The organism is Pseudomonas sivasensis, from assembly GCF_013778505.1.
GTDB lineage: Bacteria > Pseudomonadota > Gammaproteobacteria > Pseudomonadales > Pseudomonadaceae > Aquipseudomonas > Aquipseudomonas sivasensis.
The window spans coordinates 18,498-37,173 of sequence record NZ_JAAOWU010000028.1 but is presented as its reverse complement, the minus strand read 5'-3'; the positions used below and the strand labels follow the sequence as shown (position 1 = coordinate 37,173).

20 protein-coding genes are annotated in these 18,676 nt (G+C 60.7%); 16 read left to right on the top strand and 4 right to left on the bottom strand.

Features of this window, described 5'->3' with window-relative positions; genetic code table 11:
• The first annotated feature begins 111 nt into the window (after positions 1-111).
• Genes G9Q84_RS27750 through G9Q84_RS27715 form a run of 8 tightly spaced genes read left to right on the top strand, consistent with a single transcriptional unit; the run spans position 112 to position 6,217 of the window.
• Positions 112-1,311, top strand: coding sequence for a PepSY-associated TM helix domain-containing protein (locus G9Q84_RS27750; protein ID WP_099603147.1), 1,200 nt, complete (start codon positions 112-114; stop codon positions 1,309-1,311).
• A complete protein-coding gene (locus tag G9Q84_RS27745) occupies positions 1,311-1,847 on the top strand; it encodes a hypothetical protein (RefSeq protein WP_032886017.1) in 537 nt (178 codons plus the stop codon). Before G9Q84_RS27750 ends, G9Q84_RS27745 begins: the two co-directional genes overlap by 1 nt.
• Complete coding sequence (locus G9Q84_RS27740; protein WP_032886016.1) at positions 1,844-2,167, top strand: hypothetical protein; 324 nt, start codon at positions 1,844-1,846, stop codon at positions 2,165-2,167. Before G9Q84_RS27745 ends, G9Q84_RS27740 begins: the two co-directional genes overlap by 4 nt.
• The gene (locus tag G9Q84_RS27735; protein WP_032886014.1) at positions 2,164-2,724 is read left to right on the top strand and encodes a DUF6162 family protein; all 561 of its coding nucleotides are present in this window, start codon (positions 2,164-2,166) and stop codon (positions 2,722-2,724) included. Before G9Q84_RS27740 ends, G9Q84_RS27735 begins: the two co-directional genes overlap by 4 nt.
• A gap of 19 nt (positions 2,725-2,743) precedes the next feature.
• Positions 2,744-3,664 (top strand): metal ABC transporter substrate-binding protein, encoded by a 921-nt coding sequence (locus G9Q84_RS27730; protein WP_181644434.1) that lies wholly within the window; start codon positions 2,744-2,746, stop codon positions 3,662-3,664.
• A complete protein-coding gene (locus G9Q84_RS27725; RefSeq protein ID WP_032886012.1) occupies positions 3,661-4,407 on the top strand; it encodes a metal ABC transporter ATP-binding protein in 747 nt (248 codons plus the stop codon). The genes G9Q84_RS27730 and G9Q84_RS27725 overlap by 4 nt, the downstream gene beginning before the upstream one ends.
• Positions 4,404-5,303 carry a metal ABC transporter permease gene (locus G9Q84_RS27720; protein ID WP_032886010.1) on the top strand — a complete coding sequence of 300 codons (900 nt, stop codon included), beginning with the start codon at positions 4,404-4,406 and terminating at the stop codon, positions 5,301-5,303. Before G9Q84_RS27725 ends, G9Q84_RS27720 begins: the two co-directional genes overlap by 4 nt.
• Entirely contained in the window at positions 5,303-6,217 is a 915-nt protein-coding gene (locus tag G9Q84_RS27715) for a metal ABC transporter solute-binding protein, Zn/Mn family (RefSeq protein WP_181644433.1), read from the top strand. The genes G9Q84_RS27720 and G9Q84_RS27715 overlap by 1 nt, the downstream gene beginning before the upstream one ends.
• Before the next feature lie 100 nt (positions 6,218-6,317).
• On the opposite strand, the gene G9Q84_RS27710 is transcribed toward G9Q84_RS27715, so the two are convergent.
• Entirely contained in the window at positions 6,318-7,031 is a 714-nt protein-coding gene (locus tag G9Q84_RS27710) for a UTRA domain-containing protein (protein ID WP_032886008.1), read from the bottom strand.
• Positions 7,032-7,383: 352 nt separating this feature from the next.
• Here G9Q84_RS27710 and G9Q84_RS27705 point away from each other — a divergent pair, with 352 nt between their 5' ends.
• The 6 genes from G9Q84_RS27705 to G9Q84_RS27680 all read left to right on the top strand — a co-directional run bounded on the left by G9Q84_RS27705 (position 7,384) and on the right by G9Q84_RS27680 (position 12,755).
• Positions 7,384-8,460: an ABC transporter substrate-binding protein gene (locus tag G9Q84_RS27705; RefSeq protein WP_032886007.1), complete on the top strand. Its 1,077-nt coding sequence runs from the start codon at positions 7,384-7,386 to the stop codon at positions 8,458-8,460.
• A 190-nt stretch (positions 8,461-8,650) separates the two neighbouring features.
• Positions 8,651-9,457, top strand: coding sequence for an alkaline phosphatase family protein (locus G9Q84_RS27700; RefSeq protein ID WP_181644432.1), 807 nt, complete (start codon positions 8,651-8,653; stop codon positions 9,455-9,457).
• Positions 9,458-9,462: 5 nt separating this feature from the next.
• Positions 9,463-10,299 carry an ABC transporter permease gene (locus tag G9Q84_RS27695; protein WP_163033160.1) on the top strand — a complete coding sequence of 279 codons (837 nt, stop codon included), beginning with the start codon at positions 9,463-9,465 and terminating at the stop codon, positions 10,297-10,299.
• The gene (locus tag G9Q84_RS27690; RefSeq protein ID WP_032886004.1) at positions 10,286-11,086 is read left to right on the top strand and encodes an ABC transporter permease; all 801 of its coding nucleotides are present in this window, start codon (positions 10,286-10,288) and stop codon (positions 11,084-11,086) included. The genes G9Q84_RS27695 and G9Q84_RS27690 overlap by 14 nt, the downstream gene beginning before the upstream one ends.
• Positions 11,083-12,072, top strand: a complete 990-nt coding sequence (locus tag G9Q84_RS27685; protein ID WP_032886002.1) for an ABC transporter ATP-binding protein — start codon at positions 11,083-11,085, stop codon at positions 12,070-12,072. The genes G9Q84_RS27690 and G9Q84_RS27685 overlap by 4 nt, the downstream gene beginning before the upstream one ends.
• A gap of 29 nt (positions 12,073-12,101) precedes the next feature.
• The gene (locus G9Q84_RS27680; RefSeq protein ID WP_032886000.1) at positions 12,102-12,755 is read left to right on the top strand and encodes an HAD family hydrolase; all 654 of its coding nucleotides are present in this window, start codon (positions 12,102-12,104) and stop codon (positions 12,753-12,755) included.
• Between the two features lie 146 nt (positions 12,756-12,901).
• On the opposite strand, the gene G9Q84_RS27675 is transcribed toward G9Q84_RS27680, so the two are convergent.
• Positions 12,902-13,864 (bottom strand): zinc-binding dehydrogenase, encoded by a 963-nt coding sequence (locus G9Q84_RS27675; protein WP_181644431.1) that lies wholly within the window; start codon positions 13,862-13,864, stop codon positions 12,902-12,904.
• Positions 13,865-14,001: 137 nt separating this feature from the next.
• On the opposite strand from G9Q84_RS27675, the gene G9Q84_RS27670 reads away from it, so the two are divergent.
• Both G9Q84_RS27670 and G9Q84_RS27665 read left to right on the top strand, forming a co-directional pair.
• Complete coding sequence (locus G9Q84_RS27670; RefSeq protein ID WP_177326425.1) at positions 14,002-16,083, top strand: carboxy terminal-processing peptidase; 2,082 nt, start codon at positions 14,002-14,004, stop codon at positions 16,081-16,083.
• Between the two features lie 118 nt (positions 16,084-16,201).
• Positions 16,202-17,971 (top strand): bifunctional diguanylate cyclase/phosphodiesterase, encoded by a 1,770-nt coding sequence (locus tag G9Q84_RS27665; RefSeq protein WP_095184334.1) that lies wholly within the window; start codon positions 16,202-16,204, stop codon positions 17,969-17,971.
• On the opposite strand, the gene G9Q84_RS27660 is transcribed toward G9Q84_RS27665, so the two are convergent.
• Both G9Q84_RS27660 and G9Q84_RS27655 read right to left on the bottom strand, forming a co-directional pair.
• Positions 17,968-18,339 (bottom strand): hypothetical protein, encoded by a 372-nt coding sequence (locus G9Q84_RS27660; RefSeq protein WP_005786715.1) that lies wholly within the window; start codon positions 18,337-18,339, stop codon positions 17,968-17,970. The two genes, G9Q84_RS27665 and G9Q84_RS27660, sit on opposite strands and share 4 nt — an antisense overlap.
• A complete protein-coding gene (locus tag G9Q84_RS27655) occupies positions 18,336-18,674 on the bottom strand; it encodes a helix-turn-helix domain-containing protein (protein ID WP_099603161.1) in 339 nt (112 codons plus the stop codon). The genes G9Q84_RS27660 and G9Q84_RS27655 overlap by 4 nt, the downstream gene beginning before the upstream one ends.
• Between the last annotated feature and the right edge of the window lie 2 nt (positions 18,675-18,676).

Below are 18,676 nucleotides of genomic sequence, written 5' to 3'. Positions count from 1 at the left end.
GATTTCTCATTCTCATCCGTCTTATTTAGATACAGCCTGTCGCGTCAGCAAAAGCTACGACTGGCCTTTTCCGGGCCTCCCTCGCCCCCTCCGATCAAGACCCTCATTTACATGTCGAAGAAGTCACGCTCCAAACTCTGGTTTCTCGTACATAGCTGGCTGGCGTTGCCCATCTGGTTCTTTGTACTGATCGTCTGCGTCACCGGCACCCTGGCGGTGGTCAGCCAGGAAATCGTCTGGCTGGCCAACCCGGATATCCGCGCGAGCAAACCGTCGGATGACGCCGAACTGTTGAGCTACGACCAAGTGATCAGCGCCATCAAGCGTGCCGAGCCCGAGGTGATTGTCCAATCGCTCAGCCGCCCAGATGAGTCGCACTTCGCCCTGAGTGTCGACCTCAGCTACCCCGACGGGCGCTCGCTTGAGGTCTACGTCAACCCTTACACCGGCGCGATCCAGGGCATCAGCCCGTCGTTCAATTTCCGTCAGTTCACCCGTGCGCTGCACGGCTGGTGGCTGGTGCCGTTCACCAATGGCTACAGCTGGGGCTGGTACCTGGTGTCGTTGCTTGGTCTGCCGCTGCTGGCCTCGCTGGTTACCGGGCTGGTGGTCTACAAGCGCTTCTGGAAAGGTTTTTTCAAACCAACCCTGCGGTTTCGCCACGGTGCGCGAATCTTCTGGGGTGACTTCCACCGCCTGAGCGGTATTTGGTCTATCTGGTTTATCGCAGTCATTTCCATCACCGGCACCTGGTTCCTGATCCAGGCGATCCTGGGGGACAACCAGATTTCAATTTCCAGCGAGCCCATCGTCCCGGTGATCGCCCGTGAAAAAGTACCGTCCTCGGCAGCAGGTGTGCCGGCACCGATGATTCCCCTGGATGAGGCCATCACCATTGCGACCCAGCGCATCCCTGGCCTGGAAGCGAGCTTCGTGCGCATGCCCTTCAACGCCTACAGCCACCTGCAAATCGGCGGCCGCGGCTGGTACCCACTGATGTACCAAACCGCCCAACTCAACCCCTATAGCGGCGAAATCGCTGTCTCGCACCTCCTGTCCGACCGCACCGCACTTGAGTTCGTCACCGAATCCATGCGCCCGCTGCACACCGGCGATTTTGGCGGACTGTGGATCAAGCTGATCTGGGCGTTCTTCGGCCTGGTGCTGAGCATGATGGTCTTGAGCGGCTTGCTGATCTGGACCAAGCGCACCGCCTTGGCCACCCTCAATGCCCTCAAGCGCGAGGCCAAGACCCAGCGCAAGCCTGTTTCCACCCCGGCCTTGCAGGCTGAAACTTCGGAGAGCCACTGATGAGCAAGGTCGCAGCGACACCGCCGACTCCCCTGCGGGCTTTCTGGCTGAAATGGCGATTCCATATCAATGTTCTGCTACTGCTGGTGCCCCTGGGCTTCATGCCCAAGTATTTTGCCGATGCCGCACTGTTTCGCGGTGACGCGGGTATCGGCGAGCGGGTGGCCGGAGAAATACAGGTTGGCCCCTGGAGCCTGACCCTCGCCGAGTTCCGCAATGAGGGCCCAAGCCCGGACCCGGCCGGCCCGATGAAGTTCTTCAACGCCGCCCTGTGCGACACCTGTGCCGACCAGGTCAAGGCTACTTACCTGCGCATCGGCAAGCCACGCAGCCTGCGCGCGGCCGGGGTGATCTTCTTTGGCACACCGTACCGCATGGGCGCTGCCCTGCCCGTCCCTGAACGCACACCTGCCGACGCCGAACTGTGGGTCACCATGGAAGGCTGGGACGGCACGATGCACCAGGGTTCCATCCCGCTGAGCCAGGCCTCGCCTGCCACCATTGCCTGGCTGAACAAGCAAGGAGTCAAACCATGATGATCAAGCACCTGTCCCGCGCCGCGCTGTTGCTGTGCGCGGGTTTAAGTACCGTGGCCCTGGCCCACAACCCTATGTGCGAATGCAAGGAAATCCCAGGCGAGCAGATCCAGTGCAAGGGCGGCTTCTCCGACGGCAGCGGGGCGCCCGGCGTGACCCTGGATGTGATCGGCTACGACGAAACCATCCTGGTGCCCGGCAAGCTCGGCCAGGATTCGACCCTGACCTTCAAGAAGCCATCCGCCGAGTTCTACGTGCTGTTTGACGCCGGCCCTGGCCACGTCGTTGAAATCGACCAAGCGGATATCCAGTCTCAATGAGTACGACACACGTTGTACGTCCCGCGGGCGCTGGCCACGAAACCCTCTACGTCTTGCTGCTGTGCCTGATCATCCTCGCGGTCGCCGGCACGGTGGTGGCGCTGCACGGCGAATCCCAGGAAGTGGCCGCCGTGCCCAGCCACCAGTTGGACGCCCGCCGCGACCTGAGCGCCGCCGAGCAAGGCATCTACGCCGACTTGCGGGTGACCCTGGATGAAATCCACTTGCTGCAGCAAGAGCAAAGCGCCCTGCCGACGCCTGGGCAATTGGCCGAAGAAGGCTTCGCGCCGTTCGCCCAGGATGCGAGTTCAGTCAGCCGTGGCGATCACCGCTGGCAGTTACTGGCGCCTGCGGCCTACTTCGGGTTGAGCCAGGCTCCGACCACCAGCGGTTCACTGCTGATGCGCGTACAAGGCACCGAGCCGGATATCTGGCTCAACCGCCGCAAAGACCTGGCCGCCCCCTCCGACCTCACTGACCAGGCGCTGATCGCGGCCGGCTGGCAGCAAGTGGTCGCGCAATTCGATGCCGGCGTTACCCGCCAGCACCGTCACTGAACGAGAAGACCGATTGCCCATGTCTATTTCATCTCCCCTGTTGCGCCTGGTGCTGGTCAGCCTGCTCAGCCTGATACTCGCCCCGCTGGCCAACGCCGAAGCGGCTAAACGCCTGCGTATCGGCATCACCCTGCACCCTTATTACAGCTACGTGGCCAATATCGTCGGCGACAAGGCCGACGTGGTGCCGCTGATTCCAGCCGGTTTCAACCCACACGCCTACGAGCCGCGCGCCGAAGACATCAAGCGCATCGGCACCCTGGACGTGATCGTGCTCAATGGCGTCGGCCACGACGACTTCGCCGACCGTATGATCGCCACCAGCGAGCGCCCGGACATCCCGGTGATCGAAGCCAACGCCAACGTGCCGTTGCTGGCCGCCACCGGCAATGCCGCGCGCGGTGCGGGCAAGGTGGTCAACCCGCACACCTTCCTGTCGATCAGTGCATCGATTGCCCAGGTCAACAACATCGCCCGTGAGCTGGGCAAGCTCGACCCGGACAACGCCAAGACCTACACCGAGAACGCGCGTGCCTATGGCAAACGCCTGCGCCAGATGCGCGCCGACGCCCTCGCCAAGTTGACCAGCGCGCCTAACCCGGACCTGCGCGTCGCCACTGTGCATGCGGCCTACGACTACCTGCTGCGTGAATTCGGCCTGGAAGTCACCGCCGTGGTAGAGCCGGCCCACGGCATTGAGCCCAGCCCCAGCCAGTTGAAAAAGACCATCGACGAACTGCGCGCCCTGGACGTGAAGGTGATCTTCTCGGAGATGGATTTCCCCTCCACCTACGTCGACACCATCCAGCGTGAATCCGGGGTCAAGCTGTACCCGCTGTCGCATATTTCCTATGGCGAATACAGCGCTGAAAAGTACGAAGTGGAAATGACCGGCAACCTCAACACGGTGGTCCGGGCGATTCAGGAGTCGGGCGCATGACGGCGGCACAATCCCTGAAGGTCGCCAGCGTCGGCCCGACACTCGACTTCGACACAGTGTCCCTGACCCTGGGCCGCACCGTGATCCTCGACGGCGTGAGTTTCCAGGTGCAGCCGGGCAGCATCCACGCGCTGGTCGGCCCCAACGGCGGCGGCAAAAGCTCGCTGATCAAGACCCTGCTGGGACAAACGCCGCATCAGGGTCGCTTGAGCCTGCAGTGGCCGACCACGCCGGGCACAATCGGCTATGTGCCCCAGGCGCTGGAATTCGACCGGGGTTTGCCGATGACCGTGGACGATTTCATGGCCGCCATGTGCCAGCGGCGCCCGGCGTTTCTGGGCTTGTCCAAGCATTACGCCGCGGCGATTGGCGAGGCTCTGGAACGGGTCGGCATGCAGGACAAACGCAAGCGGCGCATGGGTGCACTGTCCGGAGGTGAACGCCAACGCGTGCTGCTGGCCCAGGGCTTGATCCCTGCGCCGCAATTGCTGGTGCTGGATGAACCGATGTCGGCCCTCGATGAAGCGGGCATCCAGGTGTTCGAACGCCTGCTCAGTGACTGGCGCCTCGCCGGCATGACCGTGCTGTGGATCGAGCACGACCTCGAAGCCGTAGGCCGTCTGGCCGACCGCGTTACCGGCCTTAACCGCCGCGTGCTGTTCGACGCCACACCACAGGAGGCGCTCACCCCGGATCGCCTGCTGACCCTGTTCTCCACCCACCCTCGGAGCCCGGCGCAATGAGTTATGAAGCGTTTCGCCTGATGGTCCAGGGCTGGGCCTCTGCCGGTTACCTGCCGGAGGCACTGGCCTATGGTTTTGTAGTCAATGCCCTGCTCGCCGGTTTGCTGATCGGCCCAGTGCTCGGCGGCTTAGGCACGCTGGTAGTGGTAAAGCGCTTCGCGTTTTTCTCCGAAGCCGTCGGCCATGCTGCGCTGACCGGCGTCGCCGTGGGCATTTTGCTCGGCGAACCCTACACCGGCCCCTACGGCAGTCTGTTCGGTTACTGCCTGCTGTTTGGCATCCTGCTCAATTACCTGCGTAACCGCACCGGCCTGGCGCCGGACACTTTGATCGGCGTGTTCCTGTCGGTGTCCCTGGCGCTGGGCGCGAGCCTGCTGCTGATCCTGGCGGGCAAGATCAACGTGCACATCCTGGAGAACGTGCTGTTTGGTTCGGTATTGACGGTCAACGGTAACGATCTGCTGGTGCTGGCGATTGTCGGCTCGCTGGTGATGGCTCTGGCGCTGCCGCTGTACAACCGCATCATGCTCGCCAGTTTTAACCCGCAACTGGCGGCAGTGCGCGGAGTGGCGGTGAAGACCCTCGATTATCTGTTCGTAATTCTGGTGACGCTGATCACCGTCGCGGCAGTCAAGGTCATCGGCGCGATTCTGGTCGGCGCCCTGCTGGTGATTCCAGCTGCGGCGGCGCGCCTGTTGAGCCAGTCGCTCAAAGGTTTCTTCTGGGTCTCGGTGGTGATCGCCACCGTCAGTACCCTGTGCGGGATCCTGCTGCCGATCATCTTCGACCTGCCGATTCCTTCCGGTGCCGCGATCATCCTGATGGCTGGTATCGCTTTCGCTTTTGCCGCCATCGCGCGCGGCACCGTGCCCAGCCTCAAAGGGAACTTTGGATAATGCGCTCTGTTCTTCAGCCTCTCGCCTTGGTCATCGCCTGTTTAATTACTCCGCCGCTGATCGCCGCCGAGGCAGTCAAACCGGCTGCCCACGCCGCCAAACCGGTCAAGGTGCTGGCGTCGCTGCCGATCACTTATGGCCTGGCCGAGGTGCTGCTCAAAGGCACCGACGTGCAGCTTGAGCGCGCAGCCCCGGCCAACCTGCCGGGCTCGCGCCAGGTGTCGTACTTCACCGGCCGTGGCGCCTCCGCACTGAGCGCGCTGGCCCAGGACGCCGACGCCGCCATCGGCCTGCGCTCGCTGTGGGCAGATGATCCGCTGTACCCCGTGGCACGGCGCAGCAACATCCGCATTGTCGAAGTCGATGCCGCACGCCCCGTGGACGGCGGGTTGCCGGGGATCGCCGTGCAGCCGGGCGTCGCTGACGGTTTGAACAGCCAACCATGGCAATCGAGCAATAACCTGGGGCGCATGGCCGATGTCTTGTCCACCGACCTGAGCCGCCTGGCACCGGGCGCCAAGGTGAAAATCGACGCCAATCTGGCTGCACTCAAGCAACGCCTGCTCAAGCTCACCGCCGACAGCGAAGCCCGGCTGGCCGAGGCGGACAACCTGAGTGTGGTCAGTTTGAGCGATCACTTTGGGTATTTGGTCAGCAGCCTGAACCTGGAACTGATCAGCACCGATGCGCGACCTGATGCCGAGTGGACGCCTGAGGCGTTGCACACACTCAGTACTGAATTGAAGGACAACGATGTGGCCGTGGTGCTGCACCATCGCCAGCCGAGTGAAGCGGTGAAAGCCGCCATCACGGCAGGCGGCTCGACATTGCTGGTGCTGAATGTCGACGGTGCAGACCCGGTGACGGAGCTGGAAACCAATGTGGATCAGGTGATCAAGACGCTCAGTCACTGATATGGAGGTGACCAGCACCCTGTTTTAGGGCTGCTTTGCAGCCCAGCGCAGGGCAAGCCTGCTCACTACAGAAGCAAGCTCAGCGCCGGGAGAGCGGTGGTTAAACCACATCCACTCCCACATGAATCGCATCATGCCGCCAGAACTCCAGGTCGCAGTCGATCAAGCGCTGGTGCTGGTCATAGTTAACCCGAGCAATCCGCAAACCCGGGCTGCCCACCGACACGCGCAATGCGGCGGCGGCTTCCACCGGCAGTGACGTCGGCACAATCTCGAAGCGCACCCGTCCGTAGTGCAAGTCGTATTTGCGCACGTACAACTCGGTCATCGACTGATTCAGGTCGCACTCAAGAATCCCCGGGAAATATTGCGGGTTCAGGTAGTGCTCCACATACAACACCAGTCGCCCATCGATCCGCCGGCTTCTGCAAATCTGGATCACGCTGGACAACGCCGGCAGTTGCAGCCATGCACACACCGCCGCCGATGCAGGTTGCAGGCGCGCCGAAATCACTTCGGTGGACGCCACGCGGCCCTGGTCGTTGACCATCGCGTGAAAGTGGCTGCGCTGCATCAGGTTGTAGGCCAATCGTGGCGGCGACACGAACCAACCCCGGCGTTCCTCGCGATAAATCTGCCCTTGGGCCTCAAGTTGTAACAAGGCTTCCCGCACGGTAATTCGGGTGGTACCGAACAACTCGCTGAGCTTGCGCTCGGCGGGCAGTTTGCTTGCAGGCGGCAAAAGTCCATGGTCGATCTGCTCTTGCAGCGCCAGGCCGATGGATGTCACCGCCTTGATTGCCTCATCACGCATCAACGTTACCTATCTGGACTAGACCAGCACCGTTCAGGTGCATAAAAGCTCCGCAATCGGGCCCTTGCGACTGCGTGCAAGCGTAGGCATTGCAGATGACCGACAGATGACAGCCCGCCTCAAGTGCATGCCGCACCTCTTGCAATACACCGGCCAAGTCCAGAGCCTACGGGCACTTGGGCATGGTCTACGCTCAGCCTGTGCCGAGCGACATCGGCGCGTTAAAAACGACAACGACATGAAACTGTCATCCATCGAGCCTAAATTGGCTCAGGTATTGCTCTGACCTAGACCAACACCACCGCAAACGTTCATAAAAACGCAGCGTTGAAAACGCCCAAAGGAGCTTCGGATGAAACAGCTTTTCCTGGCATCACTGTTAGGCTCGACCATTGCCATGTGCACCGCCGCCATGGCCGCTGATACCGATCTAAAAACCTTGGAAGCCGCCGCGAAAGCGGAAGGCGCCGTCAACAGCGTCGGCATGCCCGATGACTGGGCCAACTGGAAAGGCACCTGGGAAGACCTGGCCAAGACCTACGGCCTCAAGCACATCGACACCGACATGAGCTCGGCCCAGGAGATTGCCAAGTTCAAGGCCGAGAAAGACAACGCCAGCGCCGACATCGGCGACGTCGGCGCAGCGTTCGGTCCGATTGCGGTGAAGCAGGAAGTCACCCAGCCGTACAAACCGTCCACCTGGGCTTCGGTGCCGGACTGGGCGAAAGACAAAGACGGTCACTGGGCCCTCGCCTACACCGGCACCATCGCGTTTATCGTCAACAAGAAGCTGTTGCACGGTTCCGAAGTCCCCACCAGTTGGGCCGACCTGCAAACCGGCAAATACAAAGTCTCGGTGGGTGACGTGAGCACCGCAGCCCAGGCCTCCAACGCCGTGCTGGCGGCGGCCATCGCCAACAAAGGCGATGAAAAGAACATCGCGCCAGGCCTGCAGTTCTTCACCAAGATCGCCCAGCAAGGCCGGCTCGGCCTGTCCAACCCGACCATCGCCACCATGGAAAAAGGTGAAGTCGAAGTAGGCATCGTCTGGGACTTCAACGGCCTGAGCTACAAAGCCAAGATGGCCAACCCGGATGACTACGTGGTGCTGATCCCCTCGGACGGCTCGGTGAAATCCGGCTACACCACCATCATCAATAAATACGCCAAGCACCCGAACGCCGCCAAGCTGACCCGCGAGTACATCTTCAGCGATGCCGGCCAACTCAACCTGGCCAAGGGCAATGCGCGTCCGATCCGTGCGGAAACCGACCTGAAACTGCCGGCTGAAATCGCCAAGAACCTGATTCCGGGCGAGCAGTACACCAAGGCCAACCCGCAACCGATCAAGGATGCCGATGCCTGGGAAGCGACTTCCAAGAAGCTGCCGCAGCTGTGGAATGAGCAAGTCATCGTAGAGATGAAGTAAGGGTTTTATCCCACATTGGAGCTCCAGTGGAGATCCAATGTGGGAGGGGGCTTGCCCCCGATGACGGTGGATCAGCTAACAAATCCGTTGCATGACACACCGCTATCGGGGGCAAGCCCCCTCCCACATTTCTGACCCCGTTCCTCCAGAGGAATTGAGCCAAGTCAATCGTTGCGGAGCGCTCTCCCCCATGAAGCACACTGTCATCCTTGTCGTGCTCGACGGCCTGAACTTCGAGGTTGCCCGACACGCCATGGGGCACTTGCAGGCCTATGTCGGCGCAGGACGCGCAGCCCTCTACAATCTGGAATGTGAACTGCCCTCGCTGTCCCGCCCGCTCTATGAATGCATCCTCACCGGCGTGCCACCGATCCAGAGCGGTATCGTGCACAACCAGGTCGCGCGCCTGTCCAACCAGCGCAGCATTTTCCATTACGCCACCGACGCAGGTCTTAGCACTGCGGCTGCGGCTTACCATTGGGTCAGCGAGTTGTATAACCGCACGCCCTTTCTCGCCGCTCGTGATCGCCATACCGACGACACTACGCTGGCGATCCAGCACGGACATTTCTACTGGAATGACCATTACCCCGATTCCCACCTGTTCGCCGACGCCGAAAGCCTGCGACTCAAGCACGCGCCGGACTTTCTGCTGGTGCACCCGATGAACATCGACGACGCCGGCCACAAGCACGGCCTCGACAGCGCGCAATACCGCAACAGCGCACGCTCGGCCGACATCATCCTGGCTGACTACCTGCAAGGCTGGCTCGACGCAGGCTGCCAAGTGCTGGTGACCGCCGACCACGGCATGAACAACGACCGCTCGCACAACGGCCTGCTGCCGGAAGAACGTGAAGTGCCGCTGTTCGTCCTCGGCGATGCCTTCAGCCTGGATGCCAACGCCACGCCGAAACAGACCGACCTGTGCGGCACCGTCTGCGAACTGCTGGGCGTGCCCCACGACAAACCTGTATGCCGGGAGCTATTGAAGTGAATGCCATGACTCGCGGCAAATGGCTGGCATTGCTGTGCCTGGTGCCCTTCGCGCTGTTCTTTATCGTGTTCGAGATCGCACCGCTGGTGTGGGTGCTGATCAACAGCCTGCAAACCGAAGAGGCCGGCTGGGGCCTGGAAAACTTCACCCGGATCTTCAGCTCGAAGTTCTACCGGCAAGCGATCCAGTTCAGCCTGGAGATCAGTTTTTACTCCAGCATTTTCGGCATCATCATCGCCACTCTCGGCAGTTATTCGCTACGCCGCGTCGATGGGCCGCTGCGCAACTTCGTTACCGCCTTCGCCAACATGACGAGCAACTTCGCCGGCGTCCCCCTGGCGTTCGCGTTCATCATTTTGCTGGGGTTCAACGGCAGCATCACTCTCATGCTCAAGCAGGCCGGGATCATTCAGGACTTCAACCTGTATTCCAAGACCGGGCTGATCATCCTCTACACCTACTTCCAGATCCCCCTCGGCGTGTTGCTGTTGTACCCGGCCTTCGATGCGCTGCGTGAAGACTGGCGCGAGTCCGCGTCGTTGCTCGGCGCGAATGGCTGGCAGTTCTGGCGGCACATCGGTTTGCCGGTGCTGACGCCTGCGCTGCTGGGCACCTTCGTGATCCTGCTCGCCAATGCCTTGGGCGCCTACGCCACGGTCTACGCCTTGACCACCGGCAACTTCAACGTGCTGCCGATCCGTATCGCGGGGCTGGTCTCCGGCGATGTGTCCCTGGATCCGAACATGGCCAGCGCCTTGGCCGTTGTGCTGGTGGCGCTGATGACCGTGATCACCGTGGTCCATCAACTGCTGCTCAAGAGGAGCTACCATGTCTCGCGCTGAAGCCGGCCCGGCCTCCCTCTACCACCGCGTGGTGGTGTACCTGCTCTTTGCAATCCTGGTATTGCCGTTGGTGGGCACGTTCGTTTACTCGATTGCCAGTAGTTGGTCGGCAACCATCCTGCCGGCGGGCTTCACCGTGAAGTGGTACGTGCAGCTCTGGAGCGACCCGCGCTTTCTGATGGCCTTCGGGCAGTCGCTGCTAGTGTGCGTGGGCGCGTTGATCCTGTCGGTGGTGCTCATTCTGCCGCTGCTGTTCGTGGTGCATTACCACTTTCCCAAGCTCGACGCGCTGATGAACATCCTGATCCTGCTGCCCTTCGCGGTGCCGCCAGTGGTGTCATCGGTGGGCCTGCTGCAACTCTATGGTTCCGGGCCGTTGGCAATGGTGGGCACGCCATGGATCTTGATCGGCTGCTACTTCACCGTGGCGCTGCCGTTCATGTACCGGGCGATCACCAACAACCTGCAAGCCATCAACTTGCGCGACCTGATGGACGCCTCTCAACTGCTGGGCGCCAGCACTTGGCAAGCGGCGATCTTCGTCGTGCTGCCCAACCTGCGCAAAGGCTTGATGGTGGCGCTGCTGCTGTCGTTCTCGTTCCTGTTCGGCGAGTTCGTGTTCGCCAACATCCTGGTGGGCACCCGCTACGAGACCCTGCAGGTGTACCTCAACAACATGCGCAACAGCAGCGGACACTTCACCAGTGCCGTGGTCATTTCCTATTTCTTCTTTGTGCTGGTGCTGACCTGGGCCGCCAATATCTTGAACAAGGACAAAAGCCAATGAGCTTCGTCAGCGTCCAACACTTGCAAAAGGGCTACTCCGGTACGCCCGTGTTTAGCGATATCAACTGCGAAATTGCCAAAGGCGAGTTCGTCACCCTGCTCGGCCCGTCCGGGTGCGGCAAGTCCACGCTGCTGCGCTGCATTGCCGGTCTGACCTCGGTTGACAGTGGGAAAATTCTGCTTGATGGCCAGGACATCGTTCCGCTGAGCCCGCAGAAGAGAAACATCGGCATGGTCTTCCAGAGCTACGCGCTGTTCCCCAACATGACCGTGGAACAGAACGTCGCCTTCGGTCTGCGCATGCAAAAGGTCAACGCCGACGACAGCCACAAGCGCGTGCAGGAAGTACTGCAACTGGTAGAGCTCAAAGACCTGGCCGGGCGCTACCCTCACCAGATGTCTGGCGGCCAGTGCCAGCGCGTGGCCCTCGCCCGCTCCCTGGTGACACGCCCACGCCTGCTGCTGCTGGATGAGCCGCTGTCGGCGCTGGATGCACGCATTCGCAAGCACCTGCGTGAGCAGATTCGCCAGATCCAGCGCGAACTGGGGCTGACCACGATTTTCGTGACCCATGATCAGGAAGAAGCCCTGACCATGTCCGACCGCATCTTCCTGATGAATCAGGGCAAGATCGTGCAAAGCGGCGATGCCGAGACCCTCTACACGGCGCCAGTTGACGTGTTCGCCGCCGGTTTTATCGGCAACTACAACCTGCTCGACGCCGACAAGGCCAGCCAATTGCTGCAACGCCCGATCAGTGGGCGCATCGCGATTCGCCCCGAAGCCATCGAACTGAGCCGCAGCGGCGAACTGGATGCACTGGTGCGCAGCCACAGCCTGCTGGGCAACGTGATCCGCTACCGCATCGAAGCGCGCGGCGTGGAACTGGTCGTCGATGTGCTCAACCGCTCGGCGGACGATCTTCACCCGGATGGTCAACGCCTGGCACTTTCCATCGACCCCAGTGCGCTGTGTGAAGTAGCCTGATGCAACGATTTACAAAGAGAGCGTGACGGATGGCATTGGTAATTTTTGATCTGGACGACACCCTGATCCACGGCGACTGCGCCACCCTGTGGAGCGAGCAGATGGGCCGCCTGGGATGGGTCGACCCCGAGTCGTTCATGCGCAGGAACAACGAACTGATGGACGCCTACAGCCGCGGCGAACTGGCCATGGAGGACTTCATGGACTTCAGCCTGGAGCCAATGATCGGCCGCACCCCGGAAGAGATCGATCATCTGGTCGAACCATGGGTGGAGGACGTGATTGAACCGCTGATCTACAGCGAGGCCACCAAGACCATCGCCAGGCATCGTGCGAATGGCGACCGGATTTTGGTGATTTCGGCATCGGGAACGCATTTGGTGAAACCGATTGCGGCGCGAATCGGTATTGATGAGGTGCTGGGGATTGATCTGGACGTGAGCCATGGCGTGTACAGCGGCCGTACCGTGGGTGTACTCACCTACCGCGAAGGCAAGATCACGCGATTGCTGGATTGGCTGGAGCAGGAACGTGAGACATTGGATGGCGCGTACTTCTATTCGGATTCGCGCAATGATCTGCCGTTGCTGCTGAAGGTGGATCACCCGCAGGTGGTGAACCCGGATCCGGTGCTGCGCGAGCATGCAGAGAAGGCTGGTTGGCCAATCCACCATTGGATCTGACACCCGCTATCTTGAATTGAAATCCAATCAGGCGAATGTGGAGGGGGCTTGCTCCCGATGCCGGTGGGTCAGATGAAATATTCTTCACTGACACACGGTTATCGGGAGCAAGCCCCCTCCCCATTTGGTCGCATTTCAATTCAAGGTCAGGTCACGCTTTCGTCGATCACCAACACCAACTTCCCTGAAATCTGGTTAGTCGCAAGCTCAGCAAACGCCGCCTCGGCATCCTTGATTGGGAAGGTCTTGGCCAACTGCGGGCTCAAGCGCCCTTCGGCAAACAACGGCCAGACATGCTGGCTCAAGTTACTGACCAGGTCTGCCTTGAACTGATCGTCACGGCTGCGCAGGGTCGAGCCCAACAACTGGATACGCTTGCCCAGCACTTGGGCCAGGTCCAACTGCGCTTCGCGACCGCCCATCAAACCGATCAACACCCAACGACCGTCCAGCGCCAGCAGCTTTAGATCCAGCGCCGCATAGCTGCCGCCGACCGGGTCAAGGATCACATCAAACGGCCCGAAATCCCGCAGCCCTTCGATCCCATCGGTACGTACCACGCCGCCCTGGGCGCCCAGGTCTTCACAGTAGGCCAAGCGTTGCGCCGAGCCGACGCTGACCCAGCACGGGCTGCCAAACGCCTTGCACAGTTGGATCGCCGCCGAGCCCACGCCACTGGCACCGGCATGCAGCAGCACTTTCTCACCGGGCTTGAGGCCCGCCAGTTGGAACAGATTGAGCCATGCGGTGCTGTACACCTCAGGCAGGGCCGCCGCTTCAATCAACGACAGACCTTCCGGCACCGGCAGCACATGGCGAGCATCTACCACCACCTCTTCAGCCATGCCACCACCGGCGAGCAGCGCACAGACTCGATCCCCCACTTGCCACGAGGAACCAGGCCCCACTTCGCTGATCACCCCGGAACATTCCAGGCCCAGCACAGAGCTGGCGCCAGGGGGTGGCGGATAGAGCCCAGCACGCTGTAATAAATCGGCGCGATTAAGACCCGCAGCCGCCACGCGAATGCGAACTTGGCCTACGTCACATGTAGGACTTGGTTCGTCCAACCACTCCACATGACCTTCAACGCCTTGCAATGCTTTCACAGTGCCTCCATAGTGAGTCTGGACTGAGCCCGTAGCAGTAGCGCGGGCTTTTTGCATTATGCGACCGGCCCCTATGGAACCGGCAACTTCAAAGACGGCCTAATATGCGTTATCAATTGCCCCCGCGTCGAATCAGCATGAAGCATCTGTTCCCCAGCACCGCCCTCGCTCTTTTCATTGGTCTCGGCTTCGCGTCGATGTCGACCAATACGTTCGCAGCCAACAGCTGGGACAACCTTCAACCGGATCGCGATGAGGTGATTGCCAGCCTTAACGTGGTCGAGTTGCTCAAGCGCCATCACTACAGCAAGCCGCCGCTGGACGACGCTCGCTCGGTGATCATCTACGACAGCTACCTCAAGCTGCTGGATCCGTCGCGCAGCTACTTCCTGGCCAGCGATATCGCTGAGTTCGACAAGTGGAAGAGCCAGTTCGACGATTTCCTCAAGAGCGGCGACCTGCAGCCCGGCTTCACCATCTACAAGCGCTACCTGGACCGCGTCAAAGCGCGTCTGGATTTCGCCTTGGCTGAGCTGAACAAAGGCGTCGACAAGCTCGACTTCACCCAGAAGGAAACCCTTCTGGTGGATCGCAAGGACGCCCCTTGGCTGACCAGCACCGCCGCCCTCGATGACCTGTGGCGCAAACGCGTCAAGGACGAAGTGCTGCGCCTGAAGATCGCCGGCAAAGAGCCCAAGGCCATTCAGGAGCTGTTGACCAAGCGCTACAAGAATCAGTTGGCGCGTCTGGACCAGACCCGTGCAGAAGATATCTTCCAGGCCTACATCAACACCTTCGCGATGTCCTACGACCCGCACACCAATTATCTGTCGCCAGATAACGCGGAAAATTTCGATATCAATATGAGTCTGTCGTTGGAAGGCATTGGTGCCGTCCTGCAAAGCGACAATGACCAAGTGAAGATCGTGCGTCTGGTGCCGGCCGGTCCGGCAGACAAGACCAAGCAGGTCGCTCCGGCGGACAAGATCATCGGTGTGGCCCAGGCCGACAAAGAGATGGTCGATGTGGTCGGCTGGCGCCTGGACGAAGTGGTCAAGCTGATCCGTGGGCCGAAAGGCAGCGTGGTGCGCCTGGAAGTGATTCCGCACACCAATGCGCCAAACGACCAGACCAGCAAGATCGTGTCCATCACCCGTGAAGCGGTGAAGCTCGAAGACCAGGCGGTGCAGAAGAAAGTCCTCAACCTCAAGCAGGATGGCAAGGACTACAAACTGGGCGTGATTGAAATCCCGGCCTTCTACCTGGACTTCAAGGCCTTCCGCGCTGGCGACCCGGACTACAAGTCCACCACTCGCGACGTGAAGAAGATCCTGACTGAACTGCAGAAGGAAAAAGTCGACGGCGTGGTCATCGACCTGCGCAACAACGGCGGCGGCTCCCTGCAGGAAGCCACCGAGCTGACCAGCCTGTTTATCGACAAAGGTCCGACCGTGTTGGTGCGCAACGCTGACGGCCGCGTGGACGTGCTTGAAGACGAGAACCCGGGCGCCTTCTACAAAGGCCCGATGGCGCTGCTGGTCAACCGCCTCTCCGCCTCGGCCTCGGAAATTTTCGCCGGCGCCATGCAGGACTATCACCGCGCGTTGATCATCGGCGGCCAGACCTTCGGCAAAGGCACCGTGCAGACGATCCAGCCGCTGAACCATGGCGAGCTCAAGCTGACGTTGGCCAAGTTCTACCGGGTTTCCGGGCAGAGCACCCAGCATCAGGGCGTGCTGCCGGACATCGATTTCCCGTCGATCATCGACACCAAGGAAATCGGCGAAAGCGCTCTGCCGGAAGCCATGCCGTGGGACACCATCCGGCCGGCGATCAAGCCTGCTACGGATCCATTCAAGCCGTTCCTGGCACAGTTGAAAGCTGACCACGATACCCGCTCCGCCATGGATGCCGAGTTTGTGTTCATCCGCGACAAGCTGGCCCTGGCCAAGAAGTTGATGGAAGAAAAAACCGTCAGCCTCAATGAGGTGGACCGTCGCGCGCAGCACAGCGATATCGAAAACAAGCAGCTTGTGCTGGAGAACGTCCGCCGCAAGGCCAAGGGCGAAGAACCACTCAAGGAGCTGAAGAAAGAAGACGAAGACGCGCTGCCGACCGAAGCGGATAAAACCAAGCCGGAAGACGATGCATACCTGGCCGAGACAGGCCGGATACTGCTGGACTACCTGAAAATCACCAAGCAGGTAGCCAAGCAGTAAATGATGGCGATTTAACGTGATCGCTCCCCAGAGTGTCATCATATAGACATCATTCTGTCGTGAAATGAAGGACCGCAGGCTCATCGCCTGCGGTCCTTTTTTTTCGATCGAGATCACCATGACCATGACCGAACAGCTGAATGCATTGGGCTCTATCCTGGCTCAACGCAGTTTGCACAGCCTGTTCCAACCGATCATCTGCCTGTCCGAACGGCGCATCCTCGGCTACGAAGCCCTTAGTCGTGGCCCGTCCAACAGCCCTCTGCACTCCCCCGTTGCGCTTTTCTCGGTGGCCAGGCAAACCGGGCGCCTCAGCGAATTGGAAATGGCATGCCGCGAAAGCGCGTGCCGACGCTTCAGCGATCAAAAGCTTCCAGGCAAGCTGTTCCTGAATATCTCGCCGGAATCCTTGATGGAAACGGCGCACCAACCGGGACGCACCCTGCAACTGCTGCGCGACTTCGGCATTCCGCCGAGCCAAGTGGTGATCGAACTCACCGAGCAAACCCCCACCGACGATTTCGACCTGTTGCAAACCGCCCTGCACCATTACCGCAACATGGGCTTTTCAATTGCCTTGGATGATCTGGGTGCCGGCTATTCCAGCCTGCGCTTATGGTCGGAGTTACGTCCGGACTACGTGAAAATCGACCGGCACTTCATCGACGGCATTCATCAGGATGCACTCAAGCGCGAGTTTGTCGGTTCGATCCTGCAAATCGCCAGGGCCTCCCGTGCCCAGGTCATCGCCGAAGGTATTGAATTGCCGGAAGAGCTGGCGGTGTTGACTGAGATGGGCGTCGATCTGGTGCAGGGTTACCTGCTCTGCCGTCCACAGGAACAACCGCCACAAGAAGCACGGCTGATGTTGCCCAAGCCGGACCAGACCACGGTGACGCTCAACGACGAAGGCAGCGACCTCAGCGCCCTGCTCAATGAGCAACCGGCAGTGGATCAAGGCACCGCCACGGCCAAGGTGCTGGAAGCATTCCGCCGCCAGGCCAACCTCAACTCCCTGGCGGTGCTGGATGAGCGTGGGCACCCCGTTGGCATCGTCCATCGGCATTCGCTGTCCGACGCGCTGCTCAAGCCGTTTGCCACTGACCTGTTCGCTCGCAAACCCATCAGCCGCTTGATGAGCGCTGACTTTCTGGCGGTGGAGCTGAGCCAGTCACTGCAGCAGGTCAGCCGCTTGCTGACCAGCCGCGCAAGGCAACGTATCGAGGAAGACTTCATCATCACGCTCAATGGCGATTACCTGGGCCTGGGTCGAGTGATCGATGTGCTTAAGCTGATCACCGAGTTGAAAATCCAACAGGCCCGCTACGCCAACCCGCTGACGCTGCTGCCAGGCAATGTACCGATCCAGCAGTGCCTGACACGGCTGTTGCAGCAACAACGCGAGTCAGTGATCTGCTACGTGGATATCGACAGCTTCAAACCGTTCAATGACATCTACGGCTACGGGCGTGGGGATGAGGTGTTGCTGTGCCTGGCGCAGTGCTTGAACGACCGGGTCGACCCCAGCCGCGACTTCGTCGGGCATATCGGCGGCGATGATTTTTTGCTGGTGCTGGGGCCTCAGGAATGGCGAAAGCGGCTCAACCAGTTGCTGGATGACTTCCATACCCAATGCCGGCGTTTCTACCGCGCCGAGCATCTCGACGCTGGTTGCTTTGTGGCACTGAACCGTCAGGGCGTGCGCCAGGAATTTGCGCTGCTGTCGTTGTCGATTGGAGTGGTGCATTTGTATCCACAGGCCTGTGGACAACTCGATGCCAGCCAGTTGGCGGAATTGGCGTCGCAGGCCAAGCACCATGCCAAGGATGTGGCTGGTTACAGCATCCATGTGATCGACAGCATGGACATGTTGCCCCAGACGCTTTAGGCCTCGGCCGACTCCGGATACTCGTATTCGAACACCCGCACCACTTCGGAGGCATGCCAGGACGCCGCGGCCACGCCATCGGAGGGTCCGCTGAAGCGCCCGAGGCGCTCCACGCATTCAAAGAAGCCGGTACGCGGAAGGCGGCTGGCGCCCTGGCTGATCACCAGGGAGCTGCGCAACGGTTGCTCAGCCTTGGCGTCCAGTGCCGCTAGGTGCTCCAGAGCAGCGGCCAGGGTTTGCATCGCCGGCGTCGGAAACTGCAGGCGCTCCAGCAGCGCGCGGTAAGTCAACAGATGGCGCTGGCGGCGCGCCTGGTCCAGTTCGTTAAGTAACCCATCCCAATGCTGACGGCTGATACGTAGGCTCAAGATTCATCCCTCCAACCTGCAACGCCTAATTCCCAGGCCAGGCTGCGTCGTATCGCGGCATCCGGCTGACGTTCACCACTTTCGATCAATCCGAGATACGACGGGCTGATGCCCACGGTGCGAGCCAGCACTTCAATCGCCAGGCCCTTGGTTTCACGCAAACCGCGCAGGTCTGCGAGCGGGCGCAAGTCCTGGTCAGGTGCGGCTTGGACAGTAGGAGAATGAGGCGGTGAAGGCTGTTGCTGACCGGCAGCTTTTAGCAGCGCCTGGTACTGATCCCATGGCAACACCGCGTACTCGGGTTCGCCATTGCGTGAAATTATCTGAATATCCATGA